At 39.8% G+C, this 14298-nt stretch carries 16 protein-coding genes; 9 read left to right on the forward strand and 7 right to left on the reverse strand.

The features are described from left to right. Nucleotides 1-194 precede the first annotated feature (194 nt). The 4 genes from yutH to thrB all read left to right on the forward strand — a co-directional run bounded on the left by yutH (nucleotide 195) and on the right by thrB (nucleotide 4724). Nucleotides 195-1202: a spore coat putative kinase YutH gene (yutH, locus tag ACLIJJ_RS19985; protein WP_311315875.1), complete on the forward strand. Its 1008-nt coding sequence runs from the start codon at nucleotides 195-197 to the stop codon at nucleotides 1200-1202. Nucleotides 1203-1453: 251 nt separating this feature from the next. After that, a complete protein-coding gene (locus tag ACLIJJ_RS19990; protein WP_233316485.1) occupies nucleotides 1454-2749 on the forward strand; it encodes a homoserine dehydrogenase in 1296 nt (431 codons plus the stop codon). Then, nucleotides 2749-3810 carry a threonine synthase gene (thrC, locus tag ACLIJJ_RS19995; RefSeq protein WP_233316484.1) on the forward strand — a complete coding sequence of 354 codons (1062 nt, stop codon included), beginning with the start codon at nucleotides 2749-2751 and terminating at the stop codon, nucleotides 3808-3810. The genes ACLIJJ_RS19990 and thrC overlap by 1 nt, the downstream gene beginning before the upstream one ends. Further along, nucleotides 3807-4724 (forward strand): homoserine kinase, encoded by a 918-nt coding sequence (thrB, locus tag ACLIJJ_RS20000; protein WP_233316483.1) that lies wholly within the window; start codon nucleotides 3807-3809, stop codon nucleotides 4722-4724. The genes thrC and thrB overlap by 4 nt, the downstream gene beginning before the upstream one ends. A 43-nt stretch (nucleotides 4725-4767) precedes the next feature. Here thrB and ACLIJJ_RS20005 read toward each other — a convergent pair whose 3' ends face one another. Continuing rightward, entirely contained in the window at nucleotides 4768-5004 is a 237-nt protein-coding gene (locus ACLIJJ_RS20005) for a NifU family protein (RefSeq protein ID WP_233316482.1), read from the reverse strand. 166 nt (nucleotides 5005-5170) lie between these two features. Here ACLIJJ_RS20005 and ACLIJJ_RS20010 point away from each other — a divergent pair, with 166 nt between their 5' ends. Next, nucleotides 5171-5497: a YuzD family protein gene (locus ACLIJJ_RS20010; protein ID WP_233316481.1), complete on the forward strand. Its 327-nt coding sequence runs from the start codon at nucleotides 5171-5173 to the stop codon at nucleotides 5495-5497. A gap of 65 nt (nucleotides 5498-5562) precedes the next feature. Here ACLIJJ_RS20010 and ACLIJJ_RS20015 read toward each other — a convergent pair whose 3' ends face one another. After that, nucleotides 5563-6654, reverse strand: coding sequence for an NAD(P)/FAD-dependent oxidoreductase (locus ACLIJJ_RS20015; protein ID WP_233316480.1), 1092 nt, complete (start codon nucleotides 6652-6654; stop codon nucleotides 5563-5565). 214 nt (nucleotides 6655-6868) lie between these two features. Here ACLIJJ_RS20015 and ACLIJJ_RS20020 point away from each other — a divergent pair, with 214 nt between their 5' ends. After that, the gene (locus tag ACLIJJ_RS20020) at nucleotides 6869-7108 is read left to right on the forward strand and encodes a YuzB family protein (protein WP_233316479.1); all 240 of its coding nucleotides are present in this window, start codon (nucleotides 6869-6871) and stop codon (nucleotides 7106-7108) included. Between the two features lie 41 nt (nucleotides 7109-7149). Here ACLIJJ_RS20020 and ACLIJJ_RS20025 read toward each other — a convergent pair whose 3' ends face one another. Beyond that, nucleotides 7150-7830 (reverse strand): DUF2225 domain-containing protein, encoded by a 681-nt coding sequence (locus ACLIJJ_RS20025; RefSeq protein ID WP_233316478.1) that lies wholly within the window; start codon nucleotides 7828-7830, stop codon nucleotides 7150-7152. Between the two features lie 236 nt (nucleotides 7831-8066). Between ACLIJJ_RS20025 and ACLIJJ_RS20030 the strand changes: the two genes are divergently transcribed. Both ACLIJJ_RS20030 and ACLIJJ_RS20035 read left to right on the forward strand, forming a co-directional pair. Next, on the forward strand, nucleotides 8067-8432 hold the full coding sequence (locus ACLIJJ_RS20030; protein WP_233316477.1) for a HesB/IscA family protein: 366 nt from the start codon (nucleotides 8067-8069) through the stop codon (nucleotides 8430-8432). A gap of 253 nt (nucleotides 8433-8685) precedes the next feature. After that, nucleotides 8686-9378 (forward strand): 3D domain-containing protein, encoded by a 693-nt coding sequence (locus ACLIJJ_RS20035; protein ID WP_233316476.1) that lies wholly within the window; start codon nucleotides 8686-8688, stop codon nucleotides 9376-9378. A gap of 38 nt (nucleotides 9379-9416) precedes the next feature. Here the strand turns inward: ACLIJJ_RS20035 and ACLIJJ_RS20040 are convergent, their stop codons facing one another. Further along, on the reverse strand, nucleotides 9417-9893 hold the full coding sequence (locus ACLIJJ_RS20040; protein ID WP_233316475.1) for a divergent PAP2 family protein: 477 nt from the start codon (nucleotides 9891-9893) through the stop codon (nucleotides 9417-9419). Between the two features lie 292 nt (nucleotides 9894-10185). Here ACLIJJ_RS20040 and ACLIJJ_RS20045 point away from each other — a divergent pair, with 292 nt between their 5' ends. Next, a complete protein-coding gene (locus tag ACLIJJ_RS20045) occupies nucleotides 10186-11688 on the forward strand; it encodes a leucyl aminopeptidase (protein ID WP_411411508.1) in 1503 nt (500 codons plus the stop codon). A gap of 47 nt (nucleotides 11689-11735) precedes the next feature. Here ACLIJJ_RS20045 and ACLIJJ_RS20050 read toward each other — a convergent pair whose 3' ends face one another. Genes ACLIJJ_RS20050 through ACLIJJ_RS20060 form a run of 3 tightly spaced genes read right to left on the reverse strand, consistent with a single transcriptional unit; the run spans nucleotide 11736 to nucleotide 14114 of the window. Continuing rightward, the gene (locus ACLIJJ_RS20050; protein WP_233316473.1) at nucleotides 11736-12764 is read right to left on the reverse strand and encodes an alpha/beta fold hydrolase; all 1029 of its coding nucleotides are present in this window, start codon (nucleotides 12762-12764) and stop codon (nucleotides 11736-11738) included. A 1-nt stretch (nucleotide 12765) separates the two neighbouring features. Next, nucleotides 12766-13287 carry a hypothetical protein gene (locus ACLIJJ_RS20055; RefSeq protein ID WP_233316472.1) on the reverse strand — a complete coding sequence of 174 codons (522 nt, stop codon included), beginning with the start codon at nucleotides 13285-13287 and terminating at the stop codon, nucleotides 12766-12768. 53 nt (nucleotides 13288-13340) lie between these two features. Next, nucleotides 13341-14114 (reverse strand): SDR family oxidoreductase, encoded by a 774-nt coding sequence (locus ACLIJJ_RS20060; RefSeq protein WP_233316623.1) that lies wholly within the window; start codon nucleotides 14112-14114, stop codon nucleotides 13341-13343. Nucleotides 14115-14298 lie beyond the last annotated feature (184 nt).

Raw genomic sequence — 14298 nt, forward strand, 5'->3', positions numbered from 1 at the left:
TTGCGTAAAAGGCAGGCTGTGATAATAGCTGTATACTTGTTAGTATATGTAGGACTTCTATAAAGGTATGTGTCATTCTTTACTGAAAATTTCTTTAGCAACAGGTTATAAAAGAAAAAACTCAAGATTATCACTTAACGACATATATTTTCTTATAAGGTGTTTTGCAGATTCGTTCTTTGAAAAGGAGGAGTATGATGATTCGGAAAATCTTACACAGTCATTATGGCGTAGAGGTCACAGATGAAATGAGGTTTGGTCACTATGAAGCCTGCAGAAAGGATGGCAAGCTGTATACGCTTATACCAGTAGACAACAAAGAGGATGAAGAGATATTAGAGCTTCATGAGCTTGTAAATCATATGACAAATTTGGGTGATTACAGAGTTGGGACATTTCTGGAATCAAAGGATGGCAATATTAGAGAAGAGGTGGAAGGACAGGCGTACTGTATTATGCTGAATGAGCATGTTCAGCCTTTTCAATCAAAGCAATTAGGAAGGAAATTAGGAAAGTTTCATTATCGGGGCAGATCGGTCCAATTTGGTGTCGAGAAAATTTCGCGAATGGGACAATGGAAAGGTTTGTGGGAAAAGAGGATTGACCAGATGGAGGCCTTTTGGAATACAAAGATGTACCAGGAACCTGAAAGCGAATTTGATAAACTGTTTCTCGAGGCATTTCCATATTATATGGGAGTTTCTGAAAATGCGATTCAGTATTTGGTCGATACAGAGCTTGATGATGAACCTTCACCGATTGACAGCGGGACGATTTGCCATAACCGTTTCATGAAATCAACATGGATGGGAGAGTATTATGTAAAGAATCCATTTGATTGGGTATTCGATCATTGCGGCAGAGATTTAGCAGAATGGACAAGAGAAAGATATTTTCTTAATATTAAAACCTATTATCGGGATGTTCGAAATTTTTACAATGACTATCAAAGCATTGCACCATTAAGCCCGTTTTCCTGGAGGCTGATCTATGCGAGATTGCTGTTTCCTCTCCATTTTGTGGAGTGTGTCGAAAATTATTATTCAAGCTCAAGTGAGGCACAACGGCATTATTTAGAGGATCAATTAAAGAAATATTTAAATCAGTCAAAGGATTCAGAGGAGTTCCTGCGCGTTTTTTTTGAGATGGTTGAAGCACCTGTCAAAAAATCAAAAATCCCCACATTAAGCTGGCTTTATTAACCTTCCTTTTTATACAATTACCCTTTCCCCGGCTCGCTTTCTAGCCGGGTATTCTTGTCCAAAATAGTTCCCCTTTTTCTTACAAATTACTTTATAATAGAAAAAACAGTAAAATGACAAAAATAAGAGTTGAATAAATTTTCAAAGAATATATAATTCACCTCTTGTAAAAAATCAGATCTAACACTATAATGTCTACTATACAAAGACAGTTGTTTTTTTAAAGAGAACATCTTAGGGGGAATAGCAAATTGGAGACAATATCAATTGGACTGCTTGGATTGGGCACTGTCGGCACAGGTGTTGTAAAAATCATAGAAAATCACCAAGATAAAATCATGCACCAAATCGGCTGTCCCGTCAAAGTAAAAAAGATACTTGTAAAAAATATAGATAAAGACCGGGATGTATCCATTGCAACTGACATGTTAACAACAAATCCAGATGAGATTCTGAATGATCCAGAAATAGATGTGATTATTGAAGTGATGGGCGGCGTAGAGGAGACAAAAGAAAGGCTGCTCCAAGCCCTTAAAAATCGCAAGCACGTTGTAACAGCTAACAAGGATTTAATGGCTGTTTACGGGGCGCGCCTCTTACAAGTTGCCTCAGAAAATAATTGTGATTTATTCTACGAAGCAAGCGTTGCTGGCGGGATTCCTATCATTCGAGGACTTGTCGATGGCCTAGCATCAGACCACATTACGAAACTGATGGGAATCGTGAATGGAACGACAAACTTTATTTTGACAAAAATGACTAAGCAAGGAAAAGCGTACGACGAAGTCTTGGAAGAAGCACAACGACTCGGATTCGCCGAAAGCGATCCGACATCTGACGTGGAAGGTCTTGATGCAGCTCGGAAAATGACGATATTGGCTACATTAGGCTTTTCTATGAACATCAGCCTTGAAGATGTGAAGGTTGAGGGGATTACTCAGGTCACGGAAGAAGACATTCAGTATGGCAAGCAGCTTGGCTATACGATGAAATTGATTGGTTTTGCCCATAGACAGGACGGAAAAGTAGAAGTGAGCGTACAGCCAGCCTTCTTAATTGACAGTCACCCGCTAGCGGCAGTCAACAATGAATTTAATGCTGTTTATGTATACGGTGAAGCAGTAGGAGAAACGATGTTTTACGGGCCTGGTGCCGGCAGCATGCCGACAGCAACTGCAGTCGTTTCTGATTTAGTGAATGTCCTAAAAAACATGAGATTGGGTGTAAACGGAAAAACCGCTATTACACCACAATTTAAAAAGAACTTGAAGAAACCGGACGAAATGTACTCCAAATACTTCCTTCGTCTGCAAGTAGAAGATGCAGTAGGTGTATTTGCTGAAATTACATCAATCTTCTCCAAAAATGGTGTGAGCTTTGAAAAGATTCTGCAATTGCCTGTAAAAGAAAAAGGCATGGCAGAAATAGTCTTAATTACGCATCATGCATCCTTGTTAAACTATGAAAATATACTAATTCAATTAAGAGACTTATCATCTGTCCGTACAGTAAAAAGCTCTTACCGTGTAGAAGGAGGAACTAAGTAATGAGATGGAAAGGCCTGCTTGAAGAATATAAAAATTATTTGCCAATTAACGATAACACACCAAGTCTGACTTTAAATGAGGGTAACACTCCTTTAATAAAGCTTGAACAGCTTTCAGAGGAATGGGGAGTAGAGCTGTATGTAAAAACAGAAGGTACAAACCCGACTGGTTCATTTAAAGACAGAGGCATGGTGATGGCTGTCGCTAAAGCTAAGGAGGAAGGCAATTCCACTGTTATTTGCGCCTCTACTGGAAATACATCGGCTGCAGCTGCAGCATATGCAGCTCGTGCAGGCATGCGCTGTATCGTTGTAATTCCAGAAGGTAAAATTGCGATGGGTAAACTAGCTCAAGCTGTTATGTACGGTGCTGAGATTATATCGATTGAAGGAAACTTTGACCAAGCATTGCAAATGGTTCGGAAAATCAGCGAAACAGAACCAGTTGCGCTAGTGAATTCTGTCAATCCATACAGATTAGAAGGCCAGAAAACAGCTGCATTTGAAGTTTGTGACCAGCTTGGCACAGCACCTGATATCTTGGCAATTCCAGTCGGAAATGCAGGCAATATTAGCGCCTACTGGAAAGGCTTTAAGGAATATAACGAAGCAAAACAAACAGGACTGCCAAAGATTCATGGATTTGAAGCAGCAGGAGCAGCAGCAATCGTCCATAATCGTGTGTTTGAAAATCCGGAAACAATCGCAACAGCAATTCGCATTGGAAATCCGGCGAGCTGGAAGCTGGCTGTACAAGCCCAGCAGGAATCAGAAGGTATTATTGATGAAGTAACAGATGAAGAAATCATCGCTGCTTACCGTACGATTGCAGCTAAAGAAGGCGTATTTGCAGAACCTGGTTCTTGTGCTTCTATCGCTGGAGTTTACAAGCATTTGCAAAGCGGTAAGATTGCTAAAGGCAGCAAGATCGTTGCTGTACTGACAGGAAATGGCTTAAAAGATCCGAACACAGCTATAGATGTAAGTCCAATTAAGCCTGTTGTTCTGCCGAACGATGAAAAGGCAGTGGCGGCTCATATTAAGGGAGTCGTTCATATATGATGGAAAGTGAGATGCTTCAAATCAAGGTTCCAGCAAGTACGGCAAATCTTGGACCGGGATTTGACAGCCTTGGCATGGCTCTGAGCCTATATTTGATTGTGGAAGCTTCTCCAGCAGAAAAATGGGAGGTAATACCGCTCTCAGAAAAATTGAAGACTTTTCCGTCAGATGAAAGCAACTTTATCATCGCAACAGCTATACAAGTAGCCAAAAGCTACAATAAAGAATTGCCGCCTTGCAGGGTAAGCGTTTCAAGCGAAATTCCGCTGGCTAGAGGTCTCGGTTCTAGTGCGTCGGCAATTGTTGCTGCAATAGAGCTTGCCGATTCCTTAGGTGAGCTTCAATTGACAGAGGAAGAGAAATTTACCATCGCAACCAATATGGAAGGGCATCCGGATAATGTCGGTGCAAGCATATTTGGCGGCCTTGTGGTTGGATGTCAGCTTGGAAGCGAGGCAGATGTGGAAGTAATCCATTCAGTAGAATTGGAATTGCTGGCCGTTATACCGAATGAAGAGCTTCTTACGAAATCAGCAAGAGATGTGCTCCCTAAATCGATGCCATTTGCAGAAGCAGTTGCAGCAGGTGCTGTTTCCAATCTTCTTGTGGCCGCATTGCTGACAGGCAACAACAAGCTTGCCGGCAAGATGATGGCGCTGGACAAATATCATCAGCCGTATCGAAAGGAGCTTGTCCCGCATCTGGAGATAATAGAACAGCATGCTCAGAAATTAGGGGCATACGGTGTCGCCTTAAGCGGTGCAGGTCCAACAGTCTTATGTTTCATTGAAACAGGGAAGACAGAAGCGGTTGCCGCTGGACTGAAGGAGCTTTTGCCTGATATGAATTATCTTCCCGTGCAAATTGATAAGAATGGTGTGGAAGTAAAAGGGAAAGCATACAGCAATATATAAAAAGGGCAGCCATTGGCTGCCCTTTTTAGCTATTAAAGTTGTATTAGAATACTTGCTCTACTTCATATACCCCTGGAACTTCTTCCAAAAGAGCGCGCTCAATACCAGCTTTTAGCGTGATTGTCGAACTTGGGCAGCTTCCGCAAGCTCCAAGCAAACGCAATTTTACGATGCCGTCTTCCACATCTACCAATTCACAATCCCCACCATCTCTAAGAAGGAATGGGCGTAATTTATCTAGTACTTCCTGTACTTGTTCTCTCATTTCTAATTCTGCCATTCATATCGACTCCTTTCCTATAATTTATTATAATCACATTAAAGAGAAAAATCTATTCTAGAAACATGAAAACACCTAAACATTATTTCATATTGCATTGTCTCTTCCTGAGACAATAATGTCAACACTTCAATGAGTGAATTAAACAGGAAAGAGAGGAAGAAAAATGAAAAGAGAATTAGAAATAAGCATTTACGGTGCAGAACAAATTTGTGCGAGCTGTGTGAATCTCCCTTCTTCAAAGGATACATATGAGTGGCTGCAGGCTGCTCTTAAAAGGAAATTCCCTGATCAAGATTTCAAGATTCATTATTATGATATCTTTGAAGCTAATTATGATGAGGATAAAAACGCCTTTTGTAAAAGGGTCATTGAAGAAGATTTATTCTATCCAGTTGTCGTAATTGACGATGAAATAATTGGTGAAGGCAATCCGAAGCTGAAACGGATTTATGAGGAGTTTGAAAGGTACGGATACAATAGCGCACAATAATCCAAAGAAAACAGGCTGAAGAGATGTTGTCTCGTCAGCCTCAAAAGGCTCAAAGCCTCATCGCTTCAGCCGCGATTTTTGGGCTGAATGAAGTAACTTTTTTTTTTATTTTTATCTTTCCATAATACCCCGTGCTTTAAAATTCTCGGAATACGGCCAGTCAATGCAGTGTTGGCAATAAGCCCAAATCCATGCTTTTTTCCAAGTGAGCCCAGCACCCCTTTCAGTTTCAGCGTTGGAAAGGAAGGAAGTCTCTCTCCTTTCCAACGGGCAATCAAAACGGCAGCTATTTGCACAGCCTGTTTTTCTGCGAGCTGGGCGCTCGGTGGCAGGCCAAGACTCGCGCAGTCTCCAACTACAAATACTTTGTCATCATCAGGCAAGTGATGATGATCGGTGAGAAGTATTCGCCCTTTTTTATCTTTGTCTGCCGAAAGATCGAGAACTATTTTGTTCGGCTTGACGCCAGCAGTCCAAACAATGCAGTCAAAGGGATAAGGCTCTCCATTATTGTATACCGTATTCTCTTCAATTAAGGTAATAGTGGAATTTTTGATTATTTCCACATTTCGTTCTCCAAACCACTTCTCCACATAATCGCTTACCTTCGAAGGATATGATGAAAGGATTGTATCTCCCCGGTCAAACAAGGTAACATGCAAATCTTGGCGGCTCTCCGCAATTTCAGAGGCGAGCTCCACCCCGCTTAAGCCTCCGCCGATGATAGCAACCCTTGATTCCTCCGCCAATAGATTAAGCTCTGAGTAAGTCATCTGTGAGCGGCTTCTCGTTTGAATGCTGTGTGTAAACTTATCGGCTCCTGTTATGCCATGATAGTTATCCTCGCAGCCTAAGCCAATAACTAAATCATCGTAAACGATACTTTCTCCATTTACGAGATTCACTTTATGTGATGGTAAATCAATACTTGCTACTTCTGCATTTAGAATGGAAACTTGGGGATGTTTAGGAAAGGGAATCCTAATATGCTCATCTGTGACGGTGCCTGCGGCTAAAGCATAGTATTCTGTCTTTAAAAAATGGTAAGGGGCTCTATCAATAAGGATAACCATTATGTTATATGGCAGATTAGAAATCAGGCGGGACAACAGCATCATGCCGCCATAGCCGCCTCCAAGTATAATTAGTTTTTTCATAAAACCTCCCTAAAAAGGACATTCATATTGTATTTGAACAAAGGTTGTTAATATATACAACTTTTTCGAAGCATTTTATCCTTAACTATTTTTAAGTATATTATGAGGATTAGGCGGTTTATTCTTAATTGAAGAAGAAATAACAAACATACTGTTAAGCTTGATAAATAAAATAAAAAAAGTTAGTATATGTGTTATTGAAGAGGTGATTATATTGTTTAAACCGATTATTGAATTTTGTTTAAGCAATCTAGCATCCGGGGCAGAACCGGCAAAGCTCCAATTAGAGCAGGATGATAAACTGGATGTAATAGATTATGGCTGTTTAGGCATGTGCGGACAGTGCGGGGAATCTTTATTTGCCCTTGTAGACGGAGAAATGGTGACAGGTGAAACACCTGAAGAGCTTGTTCAGAATGTGTACAAGCATATAGAAGAAAATCCGATGTTTTAAATAGAAGGAACACAGACAAAGCAGGCGAAACTCGCCTGCTTTTAAGCTTTTTGCAGCTCTCTGATTTTTAGCCAGCCATCTTTTGCGAGACTGATAATATTTTTTTCAATCGTTTTGCTTTGCTGTTCGATTACTTTTGAGAAATACTTAACAGCTTGTTCTGTTTTTGTTGTTCTTCTGCAAAGCTCACCTGCTAAATATAGTGTCTTTATTTCAGAAACTTGAGTTCCTCTGAAGTCTCCGGTTGAATAAGACAGCTCGTATTCAGATAACGCCAGCTTCATGAAGCGAGTTTCCTCGTTTACGTCCTCCAGCATTCGATAAAGCCATGCCAGTCTTATGTATAAACCAGCTATCAAAATATGCTTCTCATGTCTTAGAATCCCAGCATATGCAGCAAGTTTATATGTTTTTACACTGTCTCTTATCGTTCTGCTTTCTCCAAAGTTTTGCGGATTCCATTGGCTTGAAATCTTTTCTGTTAAGATTGCTTTTTCTGCTTCATTTAAACGGACCTCTGCTTGATCTGCGAACGCAAAACCGCATGCAGGACAGACATTGACATAATAAAGAAGCGGATTATGTTCTTCATAAAATGGAAAAAAGTCAGAATCAAACCCTTTTGCTTTAATAAATCGGGAACGCAGCTTCTTTGTTGTAAAAGAGGTGGTACATAATGGACATAGACAATTTTTATCATAAAGAGGTTCAATGGTGGTCATTTTCTCATACCTCTCCAAAAATAATTTAGTTAATTTATACTACTATTATACATAACATTAAGGATAATTACCTATTAAAGTAACGATTATTTAAAAAATTAATAATATTATCAAATAACAGTTGTCATGCTTCTGCAATTAATTGGTATATATTTGGTGAGTTGCACAAGTTGAGTAGTTTTGTCGCGAGGTATATAATATAAGGAAGAAGAAACATCAGAAAGGGAGGATTTATTATGACAGAAGAAGTACTTCATATTACAGATGCGGCAGCATTGCAAATTAAAGAAATGATGAAAGACAACGAAGAGGAAGGCTCTTATCTTAGGGTTGCAATCAGAGGAGGAGGCTGCAGCGGACTTTCTTACGGGATGGGCTTTGCACCTGAAAAAGAAGAAAATGATTATGTAACAGAGCAGCACGGTATTCAAGTGCTTGTTGATAAGAATGACACAGCCATCTTAAAAGGCACAAAAATTGATTATAAACAATCTTTAATGGGCGGCGGTTTCACAATCGACAACCCGAACGCCATCGCATCTTGCGGATGCGGTTCCTCTTTCCGCACAGCAGTTAACGCAGGTACGCCTGAAGAGTGCTAAACAAAAACTGCCTTTTCCGAATGGAAGAGGCAGTTTTTTTCTCTTTTAAATCTCCTCTTAAAATATGTAAAATACCTAAAAAAGAGTGCAGAAAAAGATAAATAGGCGGCTGTTAACCAAATTATACTAGTGAAAAACCGGTATTTTATAGCAATTTTTGTTAATTTACTAGGTAAATGGCTTCTCTTTTAAACTATTTGTGAATAATTGTTTCCATTTTGGGAAATGAATAGTTTTGGAGGAGTTGAAAAATATGACAAGTAAAAAAATTTTTAGAAGGGTCGGAATGACCTTACTTTTCATTGCAGCACTACTAACAACATTTCAATCCATTTCAGGAGTACAAGCGAGCTCATTCCATCTTTCAGACAGTAATGAAACAGAGGATGATTCTTATTTAGATCATACATTTAAAAAGATTGGATTTGGAATTAAGAATTTGAAGGAAGCTTTTGCAGCAAGCACACAAATATCTTCTAGTACAGAGGTAACAGGCAATCCGCCTTTGCTTGAAGAAAGAGATTGGTCCCAATATCCAAAGAAACAAGTTGTGGCTACTGGTTATACGGCTGGCTTTGAATCAACAGGAAAAAACCCTAGTCATCCGTCATTTGGCATCACCTATTCTGGTGTAAAGGTGAAGCGTGATTTATACAGCACGATTGCTGCAGATATAAGTGTATTCCCAATCGGGACCGTGCTATTTATCCCAGGCTATGGATTTGGAGTTGTTGCAGACACTGGCTCTGCCATCAAAGGGAATAAGCTTGATTTATACTATGAAACAGTAGACGACGTATATAGCCAATGGGGCAAGAAAACAGTAGACGTATACATAGTGGAAATGGGCAAAGGGAAACTGACAGAGAAAACATTAACAGCGTTTAATGAAGCGAAATCTATGCAGGTTTTCCGCCAGCAATACACAAGTGCAGAAAGCAAATAAAAAAAAGTTCCACAGGAGATTTCTCCGTGGAACTTTTTTTAGTGAAAAATTAAATCGAGAATGAGTGTTAAAGCTATCCCGGTAAGTCCTCCAAAGAAAACCTCAATCGGCTTATGTCCGAGGAGCTCTTTCAACTGCTTTCTCTTTTGCTGTTCAGGCTTTTGCTGCCAGCCCTTAGCATCATCTACAAATTTATTGAAATCATCCACCAGCTGATTCAGCACTATTGCTTGTTCCCCAGCCTGCCGTCTAACACCAGTTGCATCGAACATAGTAATGATCGCAAAGATAGCTGACACGGCGAAAATCGGGGAATCAGCGCCAGTTTCTAAGGCAACGCCTGTTGAGAGTGCTGTTACTGCAGCTGAATGAGAACTTGGCATGCCTCCTGTGCTTGTAAGCAAGGACCAGTCAATTTTTTTTGTAACAAAAAAAGTAATTGGGACCTTAACAAACTGAGCGAAGAAAATTGCTGCAAGACTTGCTAAAAAAGGAAAATTGATAAGCAGATCCAAAAAAATCACCTCAAGGTTATGTATTCTCTCTAAAATAAAACACTACCCGTATTGCAGCAAATTAAATCTTTTTGAAAAGCAAGTCCTTCCAATCCAATAATAAAAGTCAATAATTATGGAAATAGTGTTAATTGAAAGATATTGCTTTCTCTTATTATAACATAACCAAATTACTGGAGTTCTACTTAAAAAGCAATATTATCTTGAGAAGAAAACTAATTAGCTATACGAAATATCTCGCAGTCCGCTATAATAGAAAAGAAGCAGCAACAGAATGGAGGAAGAAAAATATATGTTTAACTTTAAACAAGAATGGAACTTTACAGATAAATTAGAATGTATAGTAATTGGATTGTTTGAAAAGTCTATTAAACTGGAAGGTAAATTAGCAGAGCTTGATGAAGTCTTTGGAGGAGAATTAACTAATCTGCTGAAGGAAAACGATCTGTCTGCAAAGAAAAAACACATACATATTGTGCATACATTCGGTCAAATTGGTGCAAAAAGAATTGTTTTTGCTGGGTTAGGAAAACAAAAGGAGCTTACCTTCCATGAAGTGCAGGAAATTTATGGAGCTGTATTTCAAGAGCTTTCTAAAGCTAAGTATCAGCAAGCAGCCGTTTTTGTAGAATCCTTTGTGACGGAAACTCTAGATGCTCTTGACAATTCCCATGCATTAGCAGAAGCATTAGCATTGTCTACATACGAGTTTGAAGGCTATAAGCAAAAATCCAATGAGCCAGAGAAAAAGATTGAGGAAGTAATTCTCTACAGCGCAACAGACGAAGAAGAAGTACGTGCTGCTGCAATTGTAGGCTATACATACGGAAAGGGAACAAACTCTGCGAGAACACTTGTCAACCTGCCTGGTAACATGCTGACAGCTACTGATATGGCTGAGTATGCAAAGCAGCTTGGAGAAAAATACAGCTTTGAGGTTGAGATTCTGGAGAAGGAGGATATGCTCAAGCTTGGAATGGGAGCTATTCTTGCAGTGAATCAAGGCTCGACCGAACCGCCAAAAATGATTGTCCTTAAGTATCAGGGTAAAGAAGAATGGACAGATGTAATCGGTCTTGTAGGAAAAGGAGTCACCTTTGATACGGGCGGTTATTCTATTAAGCCGAAGGACGGGATTGTCGGCATGAAAACAGATATGGGCGGTGCGGCTGCTGTTCTTGGCGCAATGGAAATCATTGGAGAGCTTAAGCCAGAACAAAATGTAGTTGCTGTCATTGCTTCAACAGATAATATGATCAGCGGTTCTGCTTTTAAACCAGATGACGTTATCACTTCGATGAGCGGCAAAACTATTGAAGTATTAAATACAGACGCAGAGGGCCGTCTCGTGCTTGCTGATGCTGTCACATATGCGAAGCAACACGGTGCAGGTTATTTAGTGGATGTAGCAACATTAACTGGCGGTGTGATTGTTGCACTAGGTATGGAAACAACTGGTGCAATGACAAATGATGAAGCTCTGTTTGAACAAGTGCTAGAAGCATCTTATGAAGCAGGAGAGCCTATTTGGAGACTGCCGATATTTGAAAGCCATAAGAAAAGAGTCAGAAACAGCCCGGTTGCTGATTTGAACAATTCTCCTGGACGAGAAGGACATGCCATTGTGGCAGGTGCTTTTATTGGTGAGTTTGCGGAAGGAACACCATGGGTACATCTTGATATTGCCGGTACTTCTTATACAAATAACAGCTCAGAACTGCAGAAAGCAGGAGCAACAGGTGTTATGACAAGAACATTAGCGCTATTGGTTGAAAGATTTAATCAAGAGGGATAAAAAATATTAAAAGAGCTGCATCCAAAGGGATGCAGCTTTTTAGCATTTTAACAATCATCATCAACTGGAGTGCAATGGTTGAGTAGCCAATCCTCCATTGGGAAAGGCATAGATTTATTGGCAACTAACGATGCATGCCCGCCTTCAAACAGGATGAATGTCTTGTCTTCACTTCCCACAAGATCCATGATCGGCTCGCACAATTCACTCGGAACAAGGGGATCATATTTGGTTGAAAAAACAAGCAGGTTGCAAGTAATATTCCGAAAATCAACAGGAATTCCGTTAACTTCTAAACCGCCTTCAACAATCTTGTTATCGCGGACATAGTCGTTCATGAGCTGGTTAAAGGCTTTGCCAGGGAGCGGGATATGATCAAGCGTCCATTTGTTCATCCGCAGCCATTTTTCCCGGTATTTTGGATCATCACTGCGGTTTAATAATGCCAGATAGTGACTGTATGATACAGGAGCAACGATAAGCCTTGTTCCGTATTTAATGAAATCAGGCGGTACCATTCCAATGGTATCAATAAAATCATCTACTTTCACTTCCCCGTCGCGCAAGGCTTTCTGCCATTTGTCAAAGATAGGAAATTGGGAGAAGTCAATCGGAGATACAGCTAAAATAAGGTTTTTTATTTTTTGATCGGTAATAGCTGCAAAAACGGTTGCCAATGTCCCTCCAAGGCAAAAGCCAATAACTGTCATCTCGTTTGTGCAAGCATGGCGCAGTGCTCTTGTGTATGCTTTTTCAATATACTTCGTAATATAGTCATCAATTGTAGTATTGCGATCTTCGAAACCTGGAGTGCCAAAGTCAATTAAATAGGTGTCATATCCGGCATTTGTAAATGCCTCAATCAGACTGAGTGATGGAGCTAAATCTAAAATATATGCTTTGTTAACGACAGAATATATCAAGAAAATCGGTTCTTTAAACTTTCTATGTTTAGAAGGATAATACCAGAGGGTTGCTTTGTTTTTCTTCCAGATTGGATATTTCTCAGAGAGGCCGACAGGTATTTCATCCTCCGAAAGTGCATCCAAAAAATGAGAGAATCGTTTTAAAACCATATCAGTTCACCTTGTAAGGATCAACAGAAGGTGTTTCCGTTATAATCAGCTGCTCTTTTTGTTCGGCCATTTTTTGTTTAACTTGCAGCATCTCTTGTTGAAGTGTGGCAATCTCCTCTTCTTGTTTGGCAATTTCTTCACTTAAGCTTGCAGAAAGTGGAGCATCCATTGATTCATGATTGCTTAATGCAATCTTTGCGACAAGCTCTTTCATTTCATGAAGCATTTTTGTAATTTGATAAAGCTGGTCGTCAATATTGTCGATTTTTTCTTCTGATTGCAGGATAAGCTGTGTGGCATTAGACAGGTCTGTCTTAGTAGGGAAATTTAAAACAGCAGCTGTTTGTTCTGTATATTGTTGAAGTTTTTTTATCTTTTTTGTAAGGGCATTTGTTTGTGTTTTTGCAACATTGATTAATGAATAATGGTTGAGCTGATTTTGAATCATATTGTTAATTTTAAACTGAAGGAAGGTTCCTCCCTTTTTGAGTAAATCATATACATCTAATGTAACCTGACCCATTTGTTAACATCCTTTCTTTTTCAAATATCAGATTTGTCACACCCTTGCAAAGCTTAGAGCATGGATGACAAACCGCCATCTATGGCAATAGTCTGTCCTGTTATATAGTCCGAACCTATGCCTGCCAATAATAGTGTCAACCCTTTTAAGTCACTGGAATGGCCGACTCTATGTGCTGGAATCTTCATCAATAGCTGTTTTTCATGTTTCTCTAATACAGAAGTGATTTTTGTTGGGAAAAAGCCCGGAGCAATTGCATTGACTTGGATATTATACGGAGCTAGTTTTACTGCTAGTTCTTTAGTTAGAGTTATAATCGCACCTTTGCTCGTATTATAGGCAATTGCATCTAAGAAAAGAGGGTGTGTGCCGAAGTTAGCTGTAACAGAGGAGATGTTGATAATTTTTCCGCTTTTTTGCTGCAGCATTTTTTTGGCAGCAGCTTGGGAAAACAAAAAGGTTCCTTTAACATTTACATCCATCACTTTGTCCCATTTATCTTCCGGATAATCTAATGTAGGTGCTATCCAGGAAGTGCCGCTGTTGTTAACAAGAATGTCTATGGAGCCAAACTGTTCTTCAGTTTTTGCGATAACCTGATCGATATCCTTTTGATTGGAAACATCACAAGAAAGTGCCAATGCCTGTATACCTTTTTCTTTAAGAAACTCGACTGTTTCACTGCTGTTGCTTAGCTTTCTTGAGCAAATAACAATGTTGGCACCTGCTTCGCCTAATGCAGCGGCCATCTCTTTGCCTAACCCTCGTCCCCCGCCTGTTACAATAGCTGTTTTGCCTGTTAGATCAAACAACTCATTCATCTCTATGCCCTTGCCTCCTGTAGTTCAAGTTTTTTCCCTATAGTATAAACAAGCAGTGGGTGAAAGGTGCGAAAAATAATGATAATCCCCAAGCCTATTAAGGGAGAATTTTTACAGGGAAGGCGGCTGCCCAGTCCAAAAGAGGGACAGATGCATATGTAATAGAGTATACTGCTACAAATAAAGAAGA

Origin of the sequence: Niallia laureatilytica (genome assembly GCF_046613985.1) — a bacterium.
Taxonomy (GTDB): Bacteria; Bacillota; Bacilli; order Bacillales; family Cytobacillaceae; genus Niallia.